The sequence below is a fragment of the Pseudarthrobacter sp. 902506025 genome, from assembly GCF_040702325.1.
GTDB lineage: Bacteria > Actinomycetota > Actinomycetes > Actinomycetales > Micrococcaceae > Arthrobacter.
In genome coordinates, this window is the sequence record NZ_JBFBKW010000001.1 from 280,828 (window position 1) to 305,452 (window position 24,625).

The following is a 24,625-nucleotide window of genomic DNA, read 5'->3' on the forward strand; positions in this document are numbered from 1 at the left end:
GGAAAGTAATGACCATCCACAGCACCATGCCTCACGGCGTCCTGGACACCGATCACCTGCGCGCCCTCACCGAACGGACGGTGGCCTCCGCCCCTGAATTCACGGCGATGGCCGACGCGATCTGGGACGACCCGGAAATGCGCTGGGAGGAATTCCGCGCCCAGGAAAAGCACCAGGCTGCCGCCCGTGCGCACGGATTCGCGGTCACCGAGAAGGTGGCTGGCATTCCGACGGCGTTCAGCGCAGAACGCGGAACAGGCGGGCCCGTCATCGCGTTCCTTGGTGAATACGACGCTCTGGCTGACATCAGCCAGGAGTCTGGGAACCCCGAGCGCACCCCGGATCCGGCGAACACTTCCGGCAATGGGCACGGCTGCCACCACCACCTGCTCGGGTCAGGTGCACTGCTTGCCGCGGTTGTCACAGCCGAGTACTTCGAGGCTGCAGGCATCCAGGCCCGGGTCCGCTACTACGGCTGCCCGGCCGAGGAAGCGGCCGCCGGCAAGACGTTCATGGTCAAGTCGGGGGCGTTCAATGACGTCGATGCGGCCGTAACCTGGCATCCGATGACCCTTACAAGAAGCCGCCAGTCCCTGACTCTGTCGTACTCGCAGGTCTACTTCCACTTCACGGGCCTCGCGGCTCACGCGGGGGCGATGCCCCATCTCGGGCGGTCTGCGCTCGACGCCGTTGAACTGATGAATGTCGGCGTGAACTTCCTGCGGGAGCATATGCCCGACTCCGCACGCGTGCACTATGCGATCACCGATGCCGGCGGCCGTTCCCCCAACGTTGTCCAGCCTCACGCCAGCGTCTATTACGTGATCCGGGCTGAGGACACCCGCCAGATGCGGGACCTCCAGGAACGGGTGGTGAAGATCGCCCGCGGCGCCGCGCTGATGACGGAGACGGAGTTGGAGATCGAGTTCGACGGCGCCTGCGCCGAGGTGCTGCCGAACGAGGTGCTCGAGCGCACCCTCGAGGGAGTGCTGCAGCAGCTCGGCCCGGTGCCGTTCGACACAGCCGACCAGCTTGCCGCCTCGGAATTCGCTGCTGGGCTTGATGCCCGGGAGATCGCCGCGTCGAAGCGGCTCGCAGGCTGGGACGTGCGCGATGAGCGCGCCCTGCACGACGAGATAGCCCCGTACCTTCCGGAACAGCCGCGCCCCCAGATGACCGGCTCCACGGACGTGGGCGACGTGAGTTGGGTGGTGCCCACGGTACAGATCTCGTCCGCTACCGCTGCGCTGGGCACTCCGTTCCACGCATGGCAAACCGTGGCGCAGGGCAAAATGCCGGCCGCGCACAAGGGCATGATTCACGCAGCCACCTCGATGGCTGCCATGGCTACTGCCATCGTCACCGACCCCGGAGTCTTGACAGCGGCACAGCGGGAGCACTCGGATATCCTGGCGCTAACGCCGTACCTCGAGCCGATTCCCGACGGCGTCGTGGCCCCGCCCCTGCGCACCGACGGCCGCTCGACAAAGCACTAGCCCTTTCCTCAGCAGAGCTAACCACCGGGCCGTGTCGGGGTGAATGGTCAGAGGCCTCGCGCTTTCCGATGACCACCTCGACACGGTTGCTTTGACTACCGGCCTGCCGGCGCCGTTCGGTCCTTGAGGGAGGCAGAAGACGCTCCCAGTAGTCGATGATCTGGAGCAAATACAGGATGAATGGCTACTGAAGAACGTCCTTGCCAGCGACGAGACCATGCGGTGCGCTGCAAGCTATTGGAACTCCAATCAGCCCGAAGTCCAAGATGCCAGCACAGTAACCCTGGAGCCATGGCTTTGAAAGCAGTGAGCGCAGACCTGTGGAAGCCAGGCGGCCCTGTCTGGCTTTATTATTGGCCGGCCCCGGGGGCCTTAATAGGGTCCCTTCCGAAACCCGCCTTTAATTTGGCGCCGAGAACCATGTGGTCGTCGACCGGATATGAATGGCCCGGGGGATTTCCCGCCTAGTGAAGCGGGCGGCCACCGGGGTCGAAAATCGGATGTATCCGTCCGTTGAGGTCCGGAACCATGAGATCGACTTCGGTGCCACCCTGAGCCCGATCGCGCTGCGGAACCTCTACGACCACTCTGCCGTGCACCTGAACGCGGAATGGCCCGACCTGCCCGCCGACTCCTGGCACTACAAGGTCCAGACCGTCCAGGGCCGCGTGGTTCCGGCCGAGGAAACTGTGTGGATGCGGACCCGCGAAGTCCGGGTCCACGCCGTCGACCTCGACAAGGGTGCCTCCTTTGACGACATTCCCGCCCCCGGTCCTCGAGCGCCTACTCATGGACATCACTGGAGCGTGGTCCTCCCGCGGAAGCGACAAAACCTTGACCGGCAGAGTAGATGGCCATCCCGAGCTCACTTTCGGGGACTTTGAGGCCGCCTGCCCTTGGATCACTGGCTCTTTATCGAATGTGACCCGGTGGGCTGCGGGCAGGAGAGCGTCTGGAGTCGTCGCGTACCGTGAGGGCGAAAGAGATTCGGCGGTGCCTCATGCTCCCGTTTGGATGTGACCCTAACCCGCCAGTGACACAAATGCTCCCAGGGAAAACTGCCTGAACTCAGGCTTTCCCTTGGGAGCATTGCTGTCTGAAGGGGGCGGCCTCGACTTATGAGGTTTTCTCAAAGGCAAACTGTGCAACTGTGTAACTATGTGACAGAATGAAGGAAATCCTCTGCCGAAAGGAACTCAGGGTGAGTACAGCGTTAAGCTTGGAAACTGTGTCGGCCGTAGACGCTGCCGAGTCGTACCTCAGCCGGGAAATCTTTCGCGGGACCTTCAAAGTGGGGGAGAGGATCAGGGAATCTCCCCTCGCCAGTGAGCTCGGTATTTCGCGGCATACTCTCCGCGCGGCGTTTTCTCGCCTGGAGTCGGTGGGACTCGTCAGTTACCGAGAGAACCGCGGATGGTCTGTCCCGGTTCTTGACCGCACCCAGTACGAGGACATCCTCCTGTTGCGCCAAAGCCTGGAGTCAACTGCCTACGGCATAGTCTTTGAACGCTCAATCAAACCCGATAAACATGTGAAGGAGGCCCTGCAGCGCATCCTCGATGTCACAGACGCTGTTAGCTGGCCCGAGCGGCTGGAAGCCGACTGCGCGCTGCACCAGGCCCTCGTGGATCTGGCCGGCAGTCAGAGGCTCAGCCAGGCATTCGCCTGCATGATGACGGAATTCCGCCTGTGCCGCCTCCAATCACTCGACTGGCTGGACCAGTTGGGGTTGGACCAGTGGAAACAGCGCCACGTCGACCTCGTTGAAGACATGACGAGAGGTGACGCTGCCGCATTGCAAGATGCCATGTCACACTATGTATCCAATCCCTGGATCACACGACGCAGAATTTCGGCACATACTAAGGCAGTTGCAGATGACTGAACAGCAGCGGGACTGGTCCAGCCGCGATCTGGTGTGGGGAGTCAAGGACACCTTCATTGAGTACGTTTCGTCCCTATCTGACGGCGTTATCGCCCCGTTCGGGGGTGCGGAGGAGTTCCCTCAAGCCGGCCACAATGAATGGGTGTTTCCCTTCACCCGGCAGGAGGCGGATGACAGCACCCTTCGGGTCGAATTCGGGGGAGAACTGCGCTTCCGTGGCCATCACGGAATGTTGCTTGTCATTTTGATGACACCCTGGCTGACATTTTCCGGGGATGAGGCAACGTTGAGTGTGGTGGATGTTGCGGCATGGCCTGATATGACCCGGCGCCAGGTGATTGCCCGCGGCCACGTGAGCTGGGGATCCGACACGACGGGAAATACCGATGTTTCGGTCACCCTTTCTTTGACGGAGGATGCTGTGGAACTTTTCAATGGGGTCTACGCTCCCGGCACTGCCCTAGCCCCGGCCCGCCTCGTAGCGCGCTAGGTTAGCCGCAATCAACCCTAAGCCCCCTAAACGTGTCCCGCGGCCCCCGGCTGGACCCATCGGAAGTTGCCGGCAGGTGGTGCTGTCATCGCCGAAGTATGGAGTCAGGGAAGCGGTGTGCAGTGTCCGGCAGCCGCCTCTTGATGGGATGCTACGGACTACACCGCGTGGCGAAGACTGGTCCGGTCAGCTCGAAACAGTGACCTTATTTCTTCAACAAGTAGTTCAGGTTCCTCCATGGCGTTGAAGTGGCCACCCCGGGGCATGTCTTGGTAATGCTCGACCTGGAACGACCGTTCAGCCCATTCACGGGGTGGCAGGCTGATGTCTGCGGGAAACACTGACAGGCCTGTTCGCACTTCGATACGTTCGTCCTTGCCGAGGGCCAGCGGGTTCGTACGGTTCTCGTAGTAGAAGCGATTTGCTGATCCAATGCTGCGGGTGAACCAGTAGAGGCTGATGTTGGTGAGCAGTTCGTCTTTGGTGAATCGTGACTCGATATCTCCATGGCAGTCGCTCCATGCCCGGAACTTTTCGACGATCCAGGCTGCCAGGCCTACCGGCGAGTCGGTCAGCCCAAAGGACAGTGTTTGCGGCTTGGTGCTCTGAAGCATGTAGTAGGCGCCTTCTGAAGACATCCAGTTTCGACGGCCCTCGAGGTAGGCGGACTCCGCCGGACTTAGCGGCGGTGCGCTCTCATCCAGCCACGGGGTGACCAGTGCCGCGGAAGTTACATGCACTCCGATGACGTGGTCGGCGTGCCGCAGTCCGAGAGCTGCTGTCACACCGGAGCCGATATCTCCGCCCTGCGCTGCATACCGCTGGTAGCCCAAGGCAGTCATGAGTTCATCACTGATGTCTGCCATCCGGGCCAGATGCATTCCGCCCTCCGGAGAAGTCTCGGAGAAAATGAATCCAGGGAGAGAGGGCACGACCACGTCAAAAGCATCGTCTGCATGACCGCCGTGCCCCGCAGGGTCGGTCAGCAACGGAATGATTTTCTGCATTTCGGCGAACGAGCTGGGCCAACCATGCGAGATGATGAGGGGAACGGGATTCGGTCCGTGTCCCTTCTGGTGGATGAAATGTATTCCCAGTCCCTGGACGTCGGCAATGAAATGGCTGAAGGAATTGAGCCGGGATTCTACGGCTCTCCAGTCGAATTCGTGCCGCCAGTAATGGGCCAGTTCCTTCAGGTACGGTCTGCTTGTGCCGTGGGTCCATCCCGCCCCTGTGCCCTCATCCGGCCAAATGGTGGCATCCAACCGGCGGTAAAGGTCCCGAAGGGCGTCGTCAGGGACTTTGATTTGAAATGGTCGCGGAGCCATTTTTTCCTTAGCTTTCGGACTGGGCGGATGGAGCAAGGGGCTGCACTTCCCGGGACGTGCTGTAGGAAGCGCAGCCTCTTCTTACGGTCAGGCCAGGCGGACGCGAACGGGTACTGATTCCCAGCCCCGGAGGGTGTTGTTCAGCCGTCGTTCGACCGGGCCGGCGATCTCAATGGTTTCGACGCGCTTGGCCAGGGCGGTCAGCACCGCGGACGCTTCAAGGCGGGCAATGTGCTGGCCTACGCATTGGTGGATGCCCATTCCAAAGCCCACGTGCCCGGACGGGTCCCGCTTCAGATCGAACGAGTCGGGTTCGTCCCATCGGCGAGGATCCCTGTTGGCTGATGCAAGCACGAGCAGTACCTTGCTCCCCTCCGGGATGAACGTGCCTTCTACTTCGATGTCCTGCGTGGTGGTTCGGAAGATCATTTGCACCGGGGAATCGAGCCGCACTGCTTCGTCAAACGCTGTTCGCATCAGGGCAGGGTCCTGACGCATGTGAGCCCACTGCTCCGGGTTCTGCGCGAAAAGGGTCAACAGTGCCCCGAGGCCAATGACTGTTGTATCTACACCTGCGGTAATCAGAGACCTGATCAGCAGGGGAGCATGGTCCTGGGTGATGTCGCCGCGGTCCGCCGCTGCATACAGTTGCGCCCCGAATCCATCCTCGGTAACGACTTCCCGCCGGCACTGCGCGGCAACCCAGGCGGCAATTTCGGGCATCCGCGGGGCCGCCTGGGTTACCAGATCGTTTGGAGGACCGAAACTGTTGAACGCGTGTTCACTATAGGGCAGCAGGTTTTCACGCCCTTCCTGCGGCAGCCCGATAGCGTCCGGGAAGATCCGCAGGGGAAAGACCCGGGCAAGGTCTTTCATCAGATCGAAGTCTGTCGTGCGGCCTAGGAGGTCCTCGACCAGTTCATCTGCGTCGGCCACCCAGTCCTTGGCCAGCTTACCCAGTGCCCGTGGGGCCAGGATCTTCATGATTGCGTCCCGGGTTGAGTCATGGTGGGGCGGGTCGGCTTCTGCTACGACGCTGGGAGGACGCCACGGCTTTTCGGTCCGCCAATTGCTCAGTCCGACACCGGCACCTGACTCGAAGGCCTGCCAATTGGTGAGGGCAGCATGGACCTGTTCATAACGTCCCATGGCAAAAATCCCGTATTTATCGAGCTGCACCACAGGGCCCGCTTCACGCAGTCCATGCTGGAACTCAAGGGGATCGCGAAGAACCGCGGGATCCCAGGGATCCGCTTGGGAAATTGATTGGTTCTGGGCAAGGCCTGTAGAAGACAAAAGTATTCCTTTCTGAGCTTCAGAGGGGCGACCTCCAAAGGGGTTTAGAGGTCGAGAACCAGCCGGTCCGTGCAGGAGCGCGAAACGCAGGGGAACATGCAGTCCCCGGCAGCTTGCTCCGCTTCAGTGAGGATCGAGTCTCGGTGATCCGGCGTACCCGCTATGACCGTCGCTTCGCAGGTGCCGCAGGTACCCGTCCGGCACGAACTGAGGACGTTCACGCCGACGCTTTGGATGGCATCAAGCACGCTGATGCCGGGTTCAACTACAAGCGTCTTGCCGCTGCGGCACAGCTCGAGCTCGAATGCTTCCTTGCGTACGGGTGCCCCTTGCTGCTTGGCGGCAAAATGTTCGGTGCGCAAAGAGCCTTCTGGCCACTCGGCGCAGTGTTTCGTGATGGTGTCAAGCATCCTCTGGGGTCCGCATACGTACACCTTGGTGCCAGGGAGATAATCCCCAAGCAGGGATGGAAGGTCGACCGGGCCGTGTTCATCCTTGGGCAGGACCTTGACATTGTCGCCGTAGGAGGCAAGTTCGCCGAGGAAGGGCATGGTCTTTCGGCTGCGGCCAAGGTACAGCAGCTCCGCTTCCGCCCCCAGGAGAGCTGCGCTCTTAAGCATCGGCAACATGGGAGTGATGCCAATGCCGCCAGCAACAAAAACGTACCGTTGAGCCGGAACGAGCCGGAAATTGTTGCGGGGACCGCCGACTCCAATAGGGGTGCCCTCGGACAACTGGCGGTGAACAAAATCCGATCCGCCGCGGCCATCGCGTTCGCGGAGGACTCCCACCCGGTACGTGTAGGGATTCCACCGGTCCCCGCAAAGGGAGTACTGGCGGGTCCCCCCTTCAGGCAGAACAAGGTCAATGTGCGCCCCCGGCGTCCAGTCCGGTAGCCGCTCGCCGCCCGGGTCTGCCAAGGTAAGGGCCACGACTTCGTCAGCCACCGACTCTCGTGCCACCACTGCAAGCGTGAGCTGGGACGAGGGGACCGCGGGGGAGGGGGCCGTGTTCACTGCAGGCTGGGGCATCTTTGCTCCTGTGCGGATAGGGACCTTGAAGTACACCTCATGCCTCCCGCACGAAACACGGTGCTGAATTTACAGGGAGACGTGGGCGGGGCAGCAGATCGCTTCGGGACTTCTTCGTCGTTGGCTTTTAGATGGTGCGGCCTCACGCAGACCGCGGCATGTGAACTGTGTAACAGTGCAACGATAAGTACCCTATTGAAGCGGATCCTCTTTGGCAAGAGCCTGGAGCAGCAGTTTTCCCCAGCACCCGCACCGCCGGGTGCTGGTCAAGGCTTTTCTTATCCTTGTGTCAGGCCAGCGCAGCGCCGCTACGCTGTCTGGTCCGCCGGCGCAGCATCCATTTCCCGCCGGAGGTAGTCGTCCAGCCCGAGCACCCGCATCATCTGGAGGTCTGCGGGGAGTTTTTTCGGATGCTCTGCGAAGTACCGGCCCGCATCTCCACGGCTGTGTACGGCGTCGTAGTAGTCGATCAGGGCAGTTGTGCCCGCTTCCAGCGACGCCAGGGGCATGACAACCATAGCGACGCCCACGTCCAATACGTCCTGTGGAGTGAATCCGGGCGGCGGATCGAGGGCGACCATGGGGTGGTCGATGCGCCGAGCAAGGTCGGCGTAGATTTCCATCCGTTCCGCAGGAGTGCGGTCGGTGATGGGTCGCCCGTCAAGGTTTCGCACCATGGGCATCACCAGATCGGCTCCGGCCTCAGCATAGAGACGGGAGCGCTCCACAACCTCCTGCGTCGAGATTCCGTCAGCGTCCGTTCGGGCGATGATCAACAGGTCATCGGCGCGCCGGGCCTCGACTGCTGTGCGGACCCGCCCCACCGCAGCAGACCGTTCGAGGACCTTGCGTCCCCCCAGGAACGGGCACCGCTTAGGCTCCGCTTGATCTTCTATCTGCACGGCAGCCACACCGGCCCGTTCGAACGATCGGATGGTCCGGCGGACGCTGTTCGGTCCCCCGAATCCGGTGTCGATGTCGCAAATCACCGCAGCGTTGGTTGCTTCAACCATGCGCGCGGCATGCGCGGCAAGTTCCGGCATGGTCGAAAGTGCCATATCCGGCGCGCCGAGCTGGGTCGCCTCGAAGGCGAACCCCGAAAGGTATACAGCCTCGAACCCGGCACGCTCGGCAAGAACCGCGGACAGGGCGTCATGGGCGCCTGGCACCACGATTCCTCCGGCCTTCAACTGTTGGCGAAGTGTACTCAACGGGTCTTCCTTCCTGGCGGAGCTGCTGTCTCGGCAGCTTTTTGGGGGAGTTGAAATGTGTTCCAAGTCATGCAAAACTGTGTAACAGTTCAACTGTACCGCAACGAAGGGATGAGCAGATGAGCACCGCCCCCCAAACCACGAAGACGACGTCGTACCCTGTCCCGTACCCCATGCAGTCGCGCCAGGACATCATTGTCGCCGCCCAGCTTGAGCATGAATTGAAGACCCTGCGCGAGGAGTACGGCCCTGTCGTCCCGGCGATCATGCCCTTCGGTGAAGGGCGCGCCTGGATTGCCATTGGCTACGACGAAGTCCAGCAGGTGATGAGCGACGAGCGATTTTCCGTCGCCAAGCACCGTGGCAACAACTACCCCCGGATGCGGCACAGCGAAGGCCACAAGCGGCCCTTCCGTCTTGCATTTGACAAGATGGACGGGCCGGAACAGGTCGCGCGGCGCCGGGTTCTCGCCCGCCATCTGTCCGTCAAGCGTGTCATGGCGCTGAAACCGCACACCCGGCAGGTTGTCGAAGACTTTCTGGACAACTTCCAGCAGCAGGGCCCCGGTGCAGACCTGATGACGGATTTCGTCGAGCAGGTGCCGATCGCGGTGATCTCCCGCCTGCTTGGCATTCCCGACGAGGAAAAGAACCTCTTCCGTGATGCTGCCCTTGATTTGATGAACGGCCGCGTGACGACGGAGGCAGAAGCGAACAAGCACATTACGACCGTCAATGACTACTTTGACTCCCTGGTCGCCCGTCGGCGCGTTCAGCCCGGTGACGACCTGATCAGCGCCCTCATCACCGACGTCGACTCCGGAACCTGGGATGACGAGGAATTGGGCGGTGTGGGATTCGTCCTGCTTACGGCCGGCCATGACGCCACCGCATCCACCATCGGCGGAATCCTGTACTGGCTCGCCCACGACCCTGAAAGGTATGCCTTCCTCCGGGAGAACCGCGAGCTGATCCCCAGGGCCATCGAAGAGTTCCTTCGCATCGTCCCGGCGGGCACCGGTACGCGAGTCCGCATTGCCACGGAAGACGTGGAGATCGGCGGGGTCCTGGTGAAGAAGGATGACGGTATCCACCCGGTAGTCCATCCCGCCAACTTCGATCCCCGGATCTACTCTGACCCTTACGCCCTGGACCTCGAGCGGGATGAGGCACCCCACCTGCGGTTCGGTTACGGACCCCATGCCTGCCCGGGAAGCCAACTGGCGCGCATGGAAATCCGGGAACTCCTCAACGGCGTCTTCGACCGCTTCCCTCGCCTTTGGGCCGTTGACAACGCCGATGACTGGCGCGATCAAATGCTCCTGCGGGGACCCAAGAGCCTGCGCGTGGCGTGGGATCAGAACGAAACAGGGGAAAACCAATGAATCACCTCAAGAACCGCGTTGTCATCGTGGGTGCGTCTGCTGCCGGCATCGCCACCGCCGAGGCCTTGCGCTCCCGTGGATATGAGGGCCGCATTACCCTCATCGGCGACGAGCCGTACTTGCCGTACGACCGCCCGCCACTGTCCAAGCAGCTCCTTGCGGGAGGCGAAGACTTCGACTTTGTCCGGCTCACGACCGCCCGAGCTTGCGCCGACGCCAGCCTTGACCTCCACCTTGGCCACCGCGCAACACGGCTTGATCCCGCCAAGCGGACGGTGCACCTCGAAGGCGGTCAGGCCGTGGGCTACGACTCCCTGGTCATCGCGACCGGTGTCCGTCCCCGGCTGCTTCCTGCGGCAGAAGGGCTGAGTAACGCGTTCACATTGCGTGGCTATGAAGATGCAGTTCTTCTGCGCGGCAAGCTGACTGAAGGGGCACGGGTGGTCATCGTCGGGGCCGGCTTCATTGGACTTGAAGTCGCCGCGACTGCTGCCAAGAAGGGCTGCGACGTTGATGTCATCGAGCCAGCCCCCTCCGCGCTCCTTGGCCGTTTCCCGAACGAGCTGGCCCGACGTATCGAGGAGAAGCACCGCGCCGCCGGGGTACGCTTCCACTTCGGCTGCATCGTGGATGCTTGGAACGCCTCGGAGACCGGGGAGCTGGAATCGGTCACTCTCGCCGACGGAAGGCAGCTTCCTGCCGACGTAGCCCTCATCGGCATCGGCACTATTCCCGCCGTCGACTGGCTTGAAGGAAGCGGGCTGACACTGGATAACGGCGTCGTCTGTGACGACCGCGGGCTCGCGGCCGACAACATTTACGCCGTCGGAGACGTCGCCAACTGGTACCATCCGCGCGTCCGGCGCAACCTTCGCATCGAGCACCGACTCAGCGCGGGAGAACAGGCACAGGTCGTCGCCGCAGAACTCACCGGATCGGAAGCCCCCGAGCTCGACCTTCCGTTCTTCTGGACTGACCAGTACGACGACAAGTGGCAGATGTACGGCTACGCACACCCCGAGGCTCAGATCGAGATCGTAGTTGACGAACCCGAATCCAACCGGTTGATCGCCGTAATGCGGCTGGGGGACCGCATCGAATCCGTCATTGGCAAGAACGCCGCCCGCCAGCTGATCCCCTATCGGCGGGACCTTAAAAACGCCAGCCGGCTGGCATCCTAAGCAGCACCGCCCCAGAAAGGTAACCACATCATGCGAATCACCATAGAAACCAAAAAGTGCATTGGCGCAGGCGCCTGCGTCATGGAGGCCGTCGAGGTATTCGACCAGCGGGAGGAAGATGGCGTGGTCATCCTCCTGAATGAAACGCCGGGTCAGGACCAGGAAGCCAACGTCCGCCGGGCCATCGCCGCCTGTCCGGCGCGGGCCATCGCACTTTCGGAATAACAGCCCACCATCCCGAGCAAAAGGATTTCCATGTCTGCATCAGATTCCGGAAGAGTCGCCGTCGTTACAGGCGGCGCGAGCGGCATCGGGCTGGCCACAGCCCGCCGACTTAACGAAGACGGGCACACTGTCGTCATTATCGACCGGTCCGAGCAAGCTCACGAGGTTGCCGCCGAGCTTAGCCTGACCAGGCCAACCAAGGCATTTGTGGGAGACCTCGGGTCCGCCGCTGACATTGAGCGGCTTACCGGCGAGGTTTCGGCAACATTTGGCGGTGCGGACATTCTCGTGAACAACGCCGGCATCCACCCCAAACGGCCCGACGGGAGCCACTACCCGATACCCGAAATATCACTGGAGCAATGGAACCTGGTGATGGCGATCAACGTCACCGCCCCGTTCCTGCTTTCACAATGGGCCATGGAATACATGAAAGAACGCAAGTGGGGGCGCATCGTAAACCTTTCCTCCCGCGCCGGACGCATGTACTCCGATGTCAGCGGCGCACAGTACGCTGCCAGCAAGGCCGCCATCATCGGGTTTACCCGTAACCTCGCAGGCGAATGCGGACCTTACAACGTCACTGCCAACACAGTGGCTCCCGGCCGTATCAAAACGCCCCTCTCGGATGTCAGCGGTCTAGGGTCCTCACAAAACCTTCACGAGGTGTTCGCCAGCAAGGTGCCGCTGCGCCGCGTCGGTAACGCCTCGGAGCTCGGCTCTGTCATCTCATTCCTTACCTCAGAGGAGGCAAGTTTCGTGACAGGGGCCGTCATCGATGTCAACGGCGGAATCTTCGGCTGAGGAGACACCGCGCAATGACTGACGAAGTGACGGCGGAACCGGCGCGGGAGGTGAGCTCCCTGCGGCAAGAACCAACGGCAAAACGCGGACATCGAAACAACGGATCTCAGGCGTCCCTGGCTGCCATGCTGTTGCTGGCTGTAGCCGCAGCACCGCTGCTCACTTCAGGTGTCAGCGTGGTGGGGCCTACCCTCCGGTCAGAACTGAACCTTTCCCGCGCTCAATTTGGCCTGTTCGCCGTGGTCATTTTCTCAGTTGCGGCCGCAGTATCGGTGCCCCTGGGGAAGCTCTCGGACCGGATAAGCCACAAGACAGGACTCGTCCTCAACTTCACGTTGGCATTTGCCGCCCTGATGGTCCTGGCAACGGCCACCTCTGCAGCAGGATTCATTGCCAGTGCAGTGGTCGGTGGAGCTGCGCTGGGCATATCGAATCCGCTCACCAACCGGATGGTTAACGTGCTCGCCCACCCGGCGCACAGAGGCAGGATCGTAGCAACGAAGCAGGTCGGGGTACAGGTTGCACAAGTCATCAGCGCACTCATCTACCCTATGGTGGCCGGGTTGCTGAACTGGAGGGCAGGCCCAGGGATTGGGGCATTTCTCGTAGTCGTCGCTCTGGGCGTCATCCTTGCTTGGTTGCTGCCGCGTTCCTTGTTTCCTGCCAAGGACGGCAGCAGCCTGCATGCGGTCGGCGACGAAATACGGGCCTCACCCAGATTCGGAATGATTGTCCTCACGCTTTACGCGGTACTTTCAGGAATCATCTTCCAGGCTGCATTCCTGACCCTCCCTCTCTTCGCCCACGAAGTCTTTGCACTGACGCCAGGTGCGGCGGCTTTGACCGGCGCGGTGCTGGGCGCAGCCGGACTCGTGTCCCGCCTCGCCTGGGGCACAATGTCCGACAAAAGGCAGAATGCGGCGTCAGCACTTTTACTCGTTGCAGGGCTAACGTCCATTTCGCTGTTGCTCCTGGTACTCGCCGCAATGTACACAGCGGAATGGGCCCTGTGGGCCGGTACCGTGCTCTACGGGGTCTCCGGCACAGCAGTGACCGTCGTTTTGACCAGCACCATCCTTCTGCACTTCCCGCCAGCCCGAATTGGGCGGGTATCCGGGGTGGTTGCTTTAGGTACCTTCGCAGGATTCGCCCTCGGCCCCATGCTTTTCGGATTCATGGTCGACAGTGCAGGATACCCGGTGGCCTGGACAGCACTCGCGGTCTGCGCTGCACTTGCCGGCTGCCTCATCGTCGTCACCCGGGCACGAGCCTCAGGGGGAACAGGTACTCCCGGCACATAGCTTCCCTATAAATATCACCCCATCATCTAAGACCAACCGGCGTTCACAGTTCGTTTGCAAACAAAGGAGTTTGAAAATGTCAGTCCAAAACACCGCAGCAACCGGCAGGAGCCAACCCGCCTCCCGCCCCACCCAGCCACGACGGGCTGCAATTGCAGCATTCATGGGTGGGTCCCTGGAGTACTACGACTTTGCCCTCTTCGCCGCCGCTTCGGCGCTCATCTTTCCCAAACTCTTTTTTGGGGGCAGCGGGGCAGCGGTTATCGCTTCCTTCGCCACCTTTGGCGTGGCCTACATCGCACGACCTGTCGGGGCTGTGGCACTGAGCCACATCGGGGACCGTTTCGGACGCAAGCGTGCACTTATCCTGACGCTCGCCCTGATGGGAGCGGCTACTTTCCTCATCGGCTGCCTGCCCACCTATGACCAGATCGGGGTCTTTGCCCCCATAATGCTTGTCGTGCTCCGTCTGCTGCAGGGCTTCTCCGCTGGCGGCGAGCTGGCAGGAGCCAGTTCGCTCACTATGGAACACGCTCCAGAAGGCAAGCGCGGCTTCTTGAGCAGCTTTTCCCTGGTTGGTGTCGGCATCGGAATGCTCCTCGCCAACCTGGTCATGATTCCGGTCACTGCCCTTCCCAACGAGGCACTCTACTCCTGGGGATGGCGCGTTCCTTTCCTGCTCAGCGTCATTGTCTTCGCGGTCGGCCTCTACATCCGGCGCGGCCTTGAGGAGCCCGAGATTTTCAAGGAAGCGGTCACCACGCACGGTGCCAGGCAGGTCAAGAAGGTCCCGCTGTTCGAGGCATTCCGGCTGAACTGGCAGGGCATCCTCAAAGTCGCAACCGCAAACCTGTTCGCCGTTGTTCAGACCGTTGTCACGGTGTTCGGCCTTGCGTACGGTGTTACTCAAGGAATCGACCGCACCACCCTGATCCTGGTCGCCACCGTCGGCCAGGCTGTGTGCATTCCAGCGCGACCGGTATTCGGCCTGTTGTCAGACCGGATCGGCCGGAAACCCGTTTTCATCATCGGTGCGCTCGGCAGCGGCGTACTGGTATTCCCCTACTTTGCGGCTCTCGACGCAGGCAATGTCCCGATGGTCTTTCTGGTCAACGTTGCCCTGACAGGGTTTGCCATCGCCTGCGCCGATGGGGCCTACCCCGCGTTCTTCTCAGAGATGTTCTCGGCCAACGTCCGGTTCACCGGTATGGCCGTCGGACTTCAGCTCGGCATCGTGGTTTCCGGCTTCTCCCCAACGCTGGGCTCCGCACTTCAAAACGGGGACGCCAAAAACTGGCTGCCCGTCGCCCTCATGACCGTGGCCTGTTCCCTCCTTGCCACCGTGGCGGCGCTCCTGTCCAGGGAAACATTCCGAACCCCTCTACCGGAACTGGGGATCACGCGGCAGATGCAGCGCCGGATCTCCAAAGATTCGGCGGCCGAAGCAGCGCCCGCCGACACCACACGCTAAGACATATCCAATTACACAGGCGAAAGAGAGAAACTGATGACCATAACAGCAGCCGGCACAAGCGTGCGGAACCATGGACTGTACATCGACGGCGAATGGACGACGCCCGACCCGACGACCCTGATCCCAGTGGAGAACCCCGCCACCGAGGAGATCATTGCCTACGTTTCCGCAGCCACCGCTGCAGATGCAGAGCGGGCAGTGCTCGCGGCCCGTCAGGCATTCGACGATGGAGAATGGGGGCGCACCACGCCTGCGGATCGGCGCGTGATCCTGCAGCGCTTCGCTGACATTATGGAGCGCCGCAAGGATGAACTCGTCGACATCAACATCGCCGAATGTGGTTCCGCCCGTTCCTTCGCCGACGGCGCGCAGGTCGCCGGCGCCATCAAACACCTCAAAGCGACGATAGCTGCGATGGGCTCATTCGAGTGGGAGCAGCCCCTGCCCATGCACGTCGGCCAGGGCATCGGCCAAGGTGTCTCTGTCCGCGAGGCATTCGGGGTTGCCGTCCTGATCAGCGCCTACAACTTCCCGCTCTGGTTGAACATGACAAAGCTGGCGCCCGCACTCGCCGCAGGATGCACAGTGGTCCTGAAGCCGGCCTCAACCACCCCGATCGAAGGACTCATTCTCGCGGAGATAGGTGAGGAGGCAGGGCTGCCCACCGGCGTGCTGAACGTGATCACCGGTGGCAGGGAAGCAAACAAGGTCCTGACCACCCACCCTGCCGTCGACATTGTCAGCTTCACCGGCTCGGATGCTGTAGGCCGCCAAATCTACGCCCAGGCCGCGGATTCGCTGAAGAAGGTCATTCTGGAACTCGGTGGAAAGAGCGCCAACATCGTGCTGGAAGACGCCGATCTTGATGCCGTCGCCGCAGAAGTGGTCGCCCATACGACCAAGCAGGCAGGCCAGGGTTGTTCGCTGCTCACCCGGACGCTGGTACACAACTCCCGCCGCGAAGAACTGGTCGCAAAAGTCGTCGAGCTGCTGGCCAAGGTCCGCGTAGGTGACCCTGCTGATGCCGCGACCGACATGGGACCGCTCATCTCCGAGGCCCAGCGGGCCAAGGTGGAGCAGCTTATCGCGACAGGCCGAGCCGAAGGTGCCACCCTGGTTTACGGCGGCGGACGCCCCGCCGGCCTGGACCGCGGTTACTACGTCGAGCCGACTCTTTTCACCGACGTCAGCAACGACATGTCTATCGCCCGCGAAGAGTTCTTCGGGCCGGTCAACGTGGTCATCGGTTTCGACTCGGACGAAGAAGCCGTCGCTCTTGCCAACGACAACCCCTATGGGCTGTCCGGTGCCGTCCATGCCAAAGATCCGGTCCGGGCGTACGAAATCGCTCGCAGGCTGCGGACAGGAGGCGTGGTAGTGAACGGAGGCGGCGGAGCTTTCCCTAACACCAGTGCACCCTTCGGCGGTTACAAAGCCAGCGGCCTCGGACGTGAGTACGGGGCGTGGGGCATCGATGAGTACCTGCAGACCAAGGCCATCACCTGGGGTGTCGCACGGGGATAAATCCACCCCTCGGTCGACACCCACACCTTATAGAGAGAGACAAAAGAGAATGAATGACATCGCTTCCAGTTACGCCGGCAAGAAGGTAGTCGTGACCGGGGGAGGAGGGGCCGGGATGGGCGCAGCCGCCGTCAACCTCCTCGTCGGTGCGGGCGCCGAGGTCCATGTCCTTGACATCAAGGAACCTGCAGCCGCCGTGACAAGCCATCAAACTGTCGACCTGAAAAACCCGGACGCCATCAGCGCTGCCATCCATTCGATCGGCGACGGGATCGATGCGCTCTTCAATTGTGTCGGGGTGCCGGGCAACCGCACCAGTGACTTGGATACGTTCCTCATTAACTTCGCAGGGGTCCGGCATCTGACCGACGAGGCCCTGAAGCACTTCAATGATGGGGGAGCTATCGCCACGATCGCATCCAACGCCGGAGAAAACTGGCACGCCCACGCTGACGCCTATCAGGAGCTCATGGAGGCCGGAAGTTTCCAGCAGGCCATTGATTGGTTCGAGGCGAACCAGGAGCTGCTTGAACCACGCCGTCCGACGTCGGCTTACCGTGTGTCCAAGCAGGCTGTGAACGCATGGAACACACTCACGGCGGCGTCCCGGGGGGAGCGTGGTATCCGACAGAATGCCGTGATGCCCGGATTCACCGAGACACCCATGGGGGCCGAGTTCCGTGACGTGCTCGGAGCAGGGTACTTCGAGGAGTACCCGACACCGCTCGGTCACTATCTCCGGCCGGATGAGCCCGCAAAGGTTCTTCTCTTCCTGAACAGCGACATGGCCTCGGGTGTTAATGGCGTCAGCCTGATGGTGGACGGGGGAGCAGCGGCTGCCCTGAAATCCAAGGAACTCGCCAAAAGCTAAAGGCTGCCCTCAAGAGGACCAGGTGTATCGGCGGTAACCGATACACCTGGTCCATGCCGGGCGATGGCCCGCCCGGATTCAAATCCCCGAACGCCGCCGCCCTCCCGCCGGGCCAAATAATCACCGAAGAGAAAGACCAAGAAATGACGCACGCCTTTGACCTCGTCGTTGTCGGATCCGGTATCGCTGGACAAACGGCCGCAACCTCCGCCGCCGAAGCCGGGCTCTCGGTGGTCCTGCTTGAGAAAACCGAAAACCTCGGTGGATCCTCAGCCATGAGCGGCGGCTGGTTCGCTTTCTCCGGCACAGAAGAACAAGCGGCGGAGGATATCGCAGACTCGTCGGAACTGTTCCTGCAGGACCTCCTGGACGTGGGCAACCACCTCAATGACCGGCAACTCCTCGACACCTACCTGAAGAACCAGCAAGATACCTACCGTTGGCTGAAGTCGCACGGCGTGGTCTTCCGGGAGGTAGAAATCAGTTCGGGCCAGTCCGCCCGGCGCAGCCACAACTCGGCCATCAAAGAGGTCCTCGCGACACTTCACCGCGACTTCACCGACCTTGGAGGCCAGACCCGCCTTAATCACCGGGCCACCCGGCTTATTCAAGACGGTTCGGGGCGGGTAACTGGAGTCGTAACCCAAACACCCGGAGGCGAGGCACATTTCACCGCCGCCGCGGGCGTCATCCTGGCGACCGGAGGATTTAGCCGGGGCCAGGAGATGCTGAAGATTTTCGCCCCGGAACAACTGGCAGCCCTCCCGTACGGCGGGAAGGGAAATACCGGCGACGGCCTAAAAATGGCGTGGCGACTCGGCGCGGGCATGGCAGACATGTCCTTCGTGTCCGGTACCTACGGATCGCATCCCGAGACCGGCGAAGAGTTCCACGAATTACTGACCGCGTACTACATGGGTGCAATCATCGTCAACAAGAACGGCCGGCGATTCGTTGACGAGTCCCAGGACTATAAGACCCTCGGCCGCGTGGTCCTTGGACAGCCCGAAGGCCTCGGTTTTGAAATATTCGACGCCAAAGTGCGCGCGAAGTCGCACAGGGGCATCCCGCTCAAGGACATCGACACTCTTGAGGACATTGGCCACGTCCATAAGGCGGACAGCCTGGAAGAACTTGCCATCAAAGCCGGCATCAACCCACAGACCCTGGCCTCTACAATCGAGCGTTACAACGCCTCTGTGGCTGGTCATCAAACCGACGAGTTTGGCCGAGCCAAGCTGTGCAACGGGGTCGGGGATCTCCTGCCCATCGACACCGCCCCGTTTTACGCCTACCCCGCCAAGTCACTCATGACCACCACCTACTGTGGAATCACCATCAACCCGAGCGGCCAGGTCCTTGACGTCGACGGGGACGTGATCCAGGGACTGTACGCAATCGGGGAAGTGACCGGCGGCTTCCACGGCGCGGCCTACATGACCGGAACGTCCCTGGGCAAAGGTGCCGTCTTCGGTCGCATTACAGCCCGGCATGCAGCTTCCAGCGCCTCCTGACAGGTCCTTCGCAGTCTGGCTGGCTTGCCTGAAACGGACGGCGGAGCCGAGCCGAAACGCCGGTCATGCCAGTGGACGCTGCCGCTGTGGCACCGTGGCAGTTAACGGATTGATTCTCTGGCACCGCTGGAGCGCACATCCGTACTGCTTTCGAACGGTCGGTCAGGGAGCGTCGAGTCTGGTCTCCATGCTGAAAAGCCGCTAAAAGCACAGCTGAGTCAGCAGCCGTTTTCGCCAGGGTGGTCCGCGTGCTTTCGAAACCTGGATAGAGCCTAACGAGGGCGACCCTGGTTGCATCCAAGGGGAAACTTTAGGCCTCCACGGCTCAGGACCTTCAACCTCAAGCTTCGGCCGGCCCTCCGCGAGGGCTCGGCCGAAGCTTGAGGTGTTCCTCCGGTTGGGTGCGGAGGCGGTAAGCGGATTTCACCGTGGAGGTGTTAAGGGTTGGCCACAACAATCCGAGCAACGGAGCCGTCTTTCAGCCGCTGATAGCCTTCGTTGATCTCATCGAGGCCTATCGTCTCGGTCACGAGTTCGTCGAGTCGTAGAAGGCCGCGGGTTGCCAGTCCTGCGAAGTAGGGGATATCCACTTTGAGATTCGCGGATCCCATGTACACGCTTTCCAGGCGGTTTCGGTTGCGCATGAAGGTCATCGCGTCGACCTGAATTGAGACGTCTTTCCCGCCGATGCCAACAAGGTAAAGGCCCCCGCCATAGGAAAGCATCTCGAGTCCCTGCCGGGCTACAGATTCTGATCCCACAAAATCGAAGACGTAGTCGGCTCCCTGGGGCATCACCCGGCGGAGTTCCTCCACTGGGTCATGGTTTGAGGAGTTGATCGTGTGCGTGGCGCCGAAGTTGCGGGCTCGTTCGAGCTTTGCATCCGAGACGTCAATGGCGACGATGGGGTACGCGCCGGCAATGACCGCGCTGCTGATTGCATTCAGCCCCACGCCACCTGCCCCTACGACGGCCACAGTCTCGCCCCGGCCGACGCCGGCGGTATTCAGCACCGCGCCGGCACCGGTAATCACGCCACATCCCAGAAGGGCCGCCTGTTCAAACGGGATGTCCTTGGGCACCACGGCCAATTGGTTCTCGTGAATGAGAGCCCTCTCGGCGAAGCCGCCCAGACCGAAGGCCTGGTTGATTGGGCCCACGGGGCTATTGATTCGAGCAGGGTCCTCCGGTGATCGCTCCGTTCGATGCGAGTATCTGCAGTAGTACGACCGGCCCGACAGGCAGCGTTCACATTCGCCGCAGAAGCGAATCAGGGTTCCCACCACATGATCACCAAGGGCAACAGAGCGAACGTCATCGCCGGTGTCGGTGACGATGCCTGCTACTTCGTGCCCGAACACTGCCGGCATGGCGAAACCCAGGTCCGAACTCGCCAGAGTCAGATCTGAGTGACAAAGGCCCACGGCCTTAACGTCGATGAGCACCTCGTTGCGACGCGGCGTGTCCAGGGTGACCTGCTCGATTACGAAGCCGGCGCCGGGGGAATGCACTACTGCGGCCTTCATTGATTTCCTCGAAAGTGTGTTGTGTACAGCACGTGTGCTGGATATATGAATGGGTTGGGGGAGATTGCCCGCTATTTCCGGGGGCAGCAGCATTAAGAGTTAGGCCGGTTGAGGAAGATGGATTTGAGTACTTGATAGTTGCCAAGTCCCTCTGGTCCGAGTTCCCGTCCGAGGCCGCTGGACTTCACACCTCCAAAAGGTGCCACAGGGTCAGTCGCGTAGCCGTTAAGCCCAATCGTTCCGGTCCTGACCTGACGCGCGACCCTCAGACCCCGCTCTTCGTCCCTTGTCCACACGCTGCCGGCCAGCCCGTATTCCGAGTCATTGGCAATCTCGATGGCATCCTGTTCACCGCTGTAGGGGATGACCGTCAGAACGGGGCCAAAAATTTCCTTTTGGGCAATGGCATCTTTGCGGCCAACGTTCGCGAAGACTGTGGGCTCAAGGTACCAGCCCCGGTCAAAGCCTTTCGGACGCCGGCCCCCAACGGTGACACGGCCACCCTGAGCCAGGCCCTGCCGTACCAGGCCTTCGACACGTTCTCTGTGCTTAGCCGACACCAGCGGCCCAACCCGGGTCTCCCGGGCCAGCGGATCTCCCACTTCCAGGGATGACACCATGTCGCTGACGACTTGAACGGTTTTGTCGTAGCGGGATTGAGGCGCAAGGATCCTGGTCGAGAGCCAGCACACCTGCCCGTTGTTCATCAGCGTTGATGACAGGAGGGCTTCGACGTTGTTTTCCAGATCCGCGTCATCCAGGACGATGGCGGCAGACTTGCCACCCAGTTCCAAGGTGACTGGACGAAGGAGCCTCCCGCAGATCTCGCCGATGCCTCTGCCGACTTCGGGCGATCCGGTGAAGGAGACCTTATCAATTCCTGGATGGCGGACGAGGTATCCACTGGTTTCGCCGGCGGCCGGGACGATATTCAAGACTCCCGCGGGCAGTCCTGCGGCCATCGCCGCTTCCGCGAGCAAGAACGCGTCGAGGACCGTTTCAGGAGCGGGCTTCAGGACTACAGTGCATCCTGCCGCCAATGCGGGGGCAAGCTTCAGGAAGGTGATGCTTTGGGGCACGTTCCAGGGAACAATGGCCGCAACGACCCCAACTGGCTCCCGGGTGACAAGGGTTTGTTTGCCCTTGATGCCCTGCCGCAGCTCGTCCGCCTGGCCGGTGACCAGGTCACTGTAATAGTTCAGCAGGGTGGCGGGGTTGCGGGTCTCCCACTTTTCCGAGAGCTCGATCGGCATCCCGTTCTGGATGCTCACCCGGCGGGCCGTTTCCGCCCCGCGTGATTCGAGTTCTCGGGCCAACTGCCGCAGCACGTTGGCGCGCTCGTGGGGTTCCCATCGCGACCAGCCTCTAGGATCATCGAACGCGTCCCGGGCGGCTCGTACTGCCCGGTCGATGTCCTTGTTCCTTCCATTCGGGACACGTCCGACATAGTCTTCCGTTGCTGGAGAGTGGACCTTAATCCACGACGCCTCGGCCGGGGCGGCCCATTCTCCCCCGATGTAGAGCCCGTCATATTCGATGGTCGTCATTGGGAACTTCCTTTTCTTTAGCGCCGGCACCCTATTTCCTGTCCCCTGGGGGACATCCAGGGGGCGGCTGATCAATACCCTCGTTGTAGCGGTGAGCGGAGCGTGCTCTTACGCAAGCACTGGTGCCATTCCTGGACTGCCCTGTCAGGATCGGGCGACTTCTATCGGCTAGTAGCGAATCAAATGTCGAACTGTTCGACAGTTAGTCAAACGTACCCCGCCGTCGTGGTGATTTCAAGCACATGGGATCGGGCCGGCAAGAACGGCTGTGGGGGTTCGTTGCCGGGGCCGCGGTCGCCGCGATCGCGGTAGTACTTGTTACTGGTGTTCCTCGGCCACCCTTTCCGGAAGTGGTTTCGATTTCAGGCTCACTGGGTCCAGGGGGTCGCCGGCGTAGTAGTTTCCCATAAACAGGTATTGGCCCTCGCGGGCCAATGACGCAGAGAAGTTTGCTTCAGGGGATATCTGCTCGGCACCCATACCTTGGAATGCCAGGTCTGCAATTACCATGCAAGCGGGCCGGCCCTCCACCTCGTCTATGGTGGCGGACAAGCTCACTCGCCCCTGAGGAGAAACCTGGACCTCCGGATCGGCAATCAACACGGACAGTGCCCCGAAGTGTGCAGTCAAAACGAGCCGGCCAGAGAAGGGAATGACCCACACGCCGTTCTCAGCCATTGTCGGTGCTCCGCGCCCCGGGAACCGGAAGCCTCCGCCTTCGGTCCGATTGGCCCCGCCCGAGAGGTCATATGCATGGTCGGGCAGTCGTTCAAAATAGGTGCGGAACGACGCCTTTATGCCCCAGGTGAGGTCACGGGCCCCCCGCTGGAGCAATGGGTCCATAAAGTCGGGCACGGCTGTGGGTTGGGCTTCTGCTGTCATCGGATTCTCTTTTTCTCATTTCTTCAATACTTGACGTGAGAGGGCATGCCCCTGACGTGTCCGCAACTGGAGCGGGACGCGCGCCCAACGAAGGCTCAAGGAGTTCGAACGTCACTGCGTTCCCGGTTGGACAAGTGTGTAACAGTAGAACTGTGTTATTGTGATGCGACCCACAGTACACCTAGGCACCGGGCCGCTCAACCGCGCGATGTTGCGCCCAAAGGGCCATTGCCTTCGGGCATATCATGTTCGCCCCCGTGCCGCCCGCTGAGAGCCAACACCATGAAGGAGGAGTTGTGACTGCAGCCCAAGCCGAGACCTGTGCACAGGTACCAGACGACATTGCACGCCAGATCGTGCTGCCTGAAGGTCATCTGGATGAGGAGGCATTGTTCAGTGCCTACGAATGGCTTCGAAAGAATGCCCCTTTGGCCAAGGCCGAAGTAGAGGGATACGACCCATTGTGGCTGGTGAGCAAGCATGCCGACATTCTTGAAATCGAGCGGCAGCCACAGGTATTCCACAATGCCGGCGGCAGCGATAACCCGGGATCTCACAATCCCATCCTCAACACCACCGCGGGCGATGCCTGGACCAGAAAGACCCACGGCACTCTCCGCACCCTCGAATCCCTCCAGATGATGGATCCACCCGAACACACCCTCATCCGCGACATTGCGCAGGGGTGGTTCAAGCCGATGGAGTTGAAGAAATGGGATGATCGCATCCGGCAATTAGCCAACCATGTGATCTCCCAGAGGCTTGCCCCTGGTATCAATGAGGTCGACTTTTCCCGGCAATTTGCATGGTTCTACCCGCTACACGTGATCATGACGCTCTTCGGGGTTCCCGCGGAAGACGAGCCGCTCATCATGAAGCTTGCCCATGAGCGCTTCGGCGCTAACGACCCGGAGTCCCGTCGCCAGGACCTCGGCGGCGACGCAGCAACCGCGGCGGCCCAGCAGAACTCGGCGAACATCCAGGATTTCGAGGCCTACTACATTAACCTCGTCGAAAGCCTCCGCAGCAGCCCCCAGGACAATTTGGCCAGCCTTATCGCAAACGCGCGCCAGGGCAATGGCGACTATTACCCCATGAAGACCTGCATCGGGTATTATATCGCCATCTCCGGGGCCGGGCATGACACGACTTCCACGACTGCGGCGACGATCTTTGAGCAGCTGGCAAAACACCCCGACCAGCTCAAGGCAGTCCAAAATGATCTGTCGCTCATCCCGGCCCTCATCAACGAAGGCCTCCGCTGGGCTTCGCCGGTGAAACACTTCGTCCACCAGGCGGCAACAGACTATGAACTGCGGGGATCCAAAATCCGTGCCGGGGACCGGATGATGCTCCTCTTCCAGTCCGCCAACCGCGACGAGGATATCTTTGCCGAGCCCGCAAAGTTCCGCCACGATCGAAAGCCCAACCCCCATATTGCCTTCGGCAGTGGACCCCACTCCTGTCTTGGCCAGCCACTTGCCCGGCTCGAACTGCGCGTCCTGCTCGAAGAACTGTTGCCCCGTGTCAGAAACATCGAACTGACCGGCCCCCGAAAAGTCCTTCAGACCAACTTCGTGGGAGGCCTGAAGTCCCTTCCTGTCCGATTCGAGCTCGTGGACTGATCCCGTCATCTTCACCCTGGCGCTCCCAC

The 24,625-nt window shown here is 61.4% G+C and carries 21 protein-coding genes; 14 read left to right on the top strand and 7 right to left on the bottom strand.

The features are described from left to right. Nucleotides 1-8 precede the first annotated feature (8 nt). The 4 genes from AB0280_RS01265 to AB0280_RS01280 all read left to right on the top strand — a co-directional run bounded on the left by AB0280_RS01265 (nt 9) and on the right by AB0280_RS01280 (nt 3,871). On the top strand, nt 9-1,496 hold the full coding sequence (locus AB0280_RS01265; RefSeq protein ID WP_366366046.1) for an amidohydrolase: 1,488 nt from the start codon (nt 9-11) through the stop codon (nt 1,494-1,496). A gap of 500 nt (nt 1,497-1,996) precedes the next feature. Further along, a complete protein-coding gene (locus AB0280_RS01270; RefSeq protein WP_425328570.1) occupies nt 1,997-2,380 on the top strand; it encodes a maleylpyruvate isomerase N-terminal domain-containing protein in 384 nt (127 codons plus the stop codon). Between the two features lie 317 nt (nt 2,381-2,697). Next, nucleotides 2,698-3,381 (top strand): GntR family transcriptional regulator, encoded by a 684-nt coding sequence (locus AB0280_RS01275; protein ID WP_307493122.1) that lies wholly within the window; start codon nt 2,698-2,700, stop codon nt 3,379-3,381. Then, entirely contained in the window at nt 3,374-3,871 is a 498-nt protein-coding gene (locus AB0280_RS01280; protein WP_307493121.1) for an HtaA domain-containing protein, read from the top strand. Before AB0280_RS01275 ends, AB0280_RS01280 begins: the two co-directional genes overlap by 8 nt. A gap of 158 nt (nt 3,872-4,029) precedes the next feature. Here AB0280_RS01280 and AB0280_RS01285 read toward each other — a convergent pair whose 3' ends face one another. From AB0280_RS01285 to AB0280_RS01300, 4 genes are all read right to left on the bottom strand, one after another. Further along, nucleotides 4,030-5,199 carry an epoxide hydrolase family protein gene (locus AB0280_RS01285; RefSeq protein ID WP_366366047.1) on the bottom strand — a complete coding sequence of 390 codons (1,170 nt, stop codon included), beginning with the start codon at nt 5,197-5,199 and terminating at the stop codon, nt 4,030-4,032. Nucleotides 5,200-5,286: 87 nt separating this feature from the next. Further along, nucleotides 5,287-6,495 (bottom strand): cytochrome P450, encoded by a 1,209-nt coding sequence (locus tag AB0280_RS01290; protein WP_366366048.1) that lies wholly within the window; start codon nt 6,493-6,495, stop codon nt 5,287-5,289. Between the two features lie 44 nt (nt 6,496-6,539). After that, nucleotides 6,540-7,526 carry a PDR/VanB family oxidoreductase gene (locus AB0280_RS01295; RefSeq protein ID WP_366366049.1) on the bottom strand — a complete coding sequence of 329 codons (987 nt, stop codon included), beginning with the start codon at nt 7,524-7,526 and terminating at the stop codon, nt 6,540-6,542. A gap of 308 nt (nt 7,527-7,834) precedes the next feature. Next, nucleotides 7,835-8,737, bottom strand: a complete 903-nt coding sequence (locus tag AB0280_RS01300) for an isocitrate lyase/PEP mutase family protein (protein ID WP_366366050.1) — start codon at nt 8,735-8,737, stop codon at nt 7,835-7,837. 119 nt (nt 8,738-8,856) lie between these two features. Here AB0280_RS01300 and AB0280_RS01305 point away from each other — a divergent pair, with 119 nt between their 5' ends. The 9 genes from AB0280_RS01305 to AB0280_RS01345 all read left to right on the top strand — a co-directional run bounded on the left by AB0280_RS01305 (nt 8,857) and on the right by AB0280_RS01345 (nt 19,016). After that, the gene (locus AB0280_RS01305) at nt 8,857-10,122 is read left to right on the top strand and encodes a cytochrome P450 (RefSeq protein ID WP_366366051.1); all 1,266 of its coding nucleotides are present in this window, start codon (nt 8,857-8,859) and stop codon (nt 10,120-10,122) included. Further along, nucleotides 10,119-11,303, top strand: a complete 1,185-nt coding sequence (locus AB0280_RS01310) for an NAD(P)/FAD-dependent oxidoreductase (protein ID WP_366366052.1) — start codon at nt 10,119-10,121, stop codon at nt 11,301-11,303. Before AB0280_RS01305 ends, AB0280_RS01310 begins: the two co-directional genes overlap by 4 nt. A 30-nt stretch (nt 11,304-11,333) precedes the next feature. Beyond that, nucleotides 11,334-11,528, top strand: coding sequence for a ferredoxin (locus tag AB0280_RS01315; RefSeq protein ID WP_307493109.1), 195 nt, complete (start codon nt 11,334-11,336; stop codon nt 11,526-11,528). Nucleotides 11,529-11,558: 30 nt separating this feature from the next. Beyond that, entirely contained in the window at nt 11,559-12,332 is a 774-nt protein-coding gene (locus tag AB0280_RS01320; protein ID WP_220034421.1) for an SDR family NAD(P)-dependent oxidoreductase, read from the top strand. 14 nt (nt 12,333-12,346) lie between these two features. After that, entirely contained in the window at nt 12,347-13,633 is a 1,287-nt protein-coding gene (locus tag AB0280_RS01325) for an MFS transporter (RefSeq protein ID WP_366366053.1), read from the top strand. 76 nt (nt 13,634-13,709) lie between these two features. Further along, a complete protein-coding gene (locus AB0280_RS01330; RefSeq protein ID WP_366366054.1) occupies nt 13,710-15,104 on the top strand; it encodes an MFS transporter in 1,395 nt (464 codons plus the stop codon). 36 nt (nt 15,105-15,140) lie between these two features. Then, nucleotides 15,141-16,631, top strand: a complete 1,491-nt coding sequence (locus AB0280_RS01335) for an aldehyde dehydrogenase family protein (protein ID WP_366366055.1) — start codon at nt 15,141-15,143, stop codon at nt 16,629-16,631. Between the two features lie 49 nt (nt 16,632-16,680). Beyond that, on the top strand, nt 16,681-17,502 hold the full coding sequence (locus AB0280_RS01340; RefSeq protein WP_110545689.1) for an SDR family oxidoreductase: 822 nt from the start codon (nt 16,681-16,683) through the stop codon (nt 17,500-17,502). Between the two features lie 143 nt (nt 17,503-17,645). After that, nucleotides 17,646-19,016 carry an FAD-dependent oxidoreductase gene (locus AB0280_RS01345; protein ID WP_366366056.1) on the top strand — a complete coding sequence of 457 codons (1,371 nt, stop codon included), beginning with the start codon at nt 17,646-17,648 and terminating at the stop codon, nt 19,014-19,016. A gap of 437 nt (nt 19,017-19,453) precedes the next feature. Here the strand turns inward: AB0280_RS01345 and AB0280_RS01350 are convergent, their stop codons facing one another. The 3 genes from AB0280_RS01350 to AB0280_RS01360 form a co-directional block, all read right to left on the bottom strand. Beyond that, nucleotides 19,454-20,542, bottom strand: coding sequence for a zinc-binding dehydrogenase (locus AB0280_RS01350; protein WP_366366057.1), 1,089 nt, complete (start codon nt 20,540-20,542; stop codon nt 19,454-19,456). A gap of 92 nt (nt 20,543-20,634) precedes the next feature. After that, entirely contained in the window at nt 20,635-22,089 is a 1,455-nt protein-coding gene (locus tag AB0280_RS01355) for an aldehyde dehydrogenase (RefSeq protein ID WP_366366058.1), read from the bottom strand. 318 nt (nt 22,090-22,407) lie between these two features. Further along, entirely contained in the window at nt 22,408-22,971 is a 564-nt protein-coding gene (locus AB0280_RS01360) for an HtaA domain-containing protein (protein WP_366366059.1), read from the bottom strand. Nucleotides 22,972-23,267: 296 nt separating this feature from the next. On the opposite strand from AB0280_RS01360, the gene AB0280_RS01365 reads away from it, so the two are divergent. Further along, complete coding sequence (locus AB0280_RS01365) at nt 23,268-24,596, top strand: cytochrome P450 (RefSeq protein WP_307493087.1); 1,329 nt, start codon at nt 23,268-23,270, stop codon at nt 24,594-24,596. Nucleotides 24,597-24,625 lie beyond the last annotated feature (29 nt).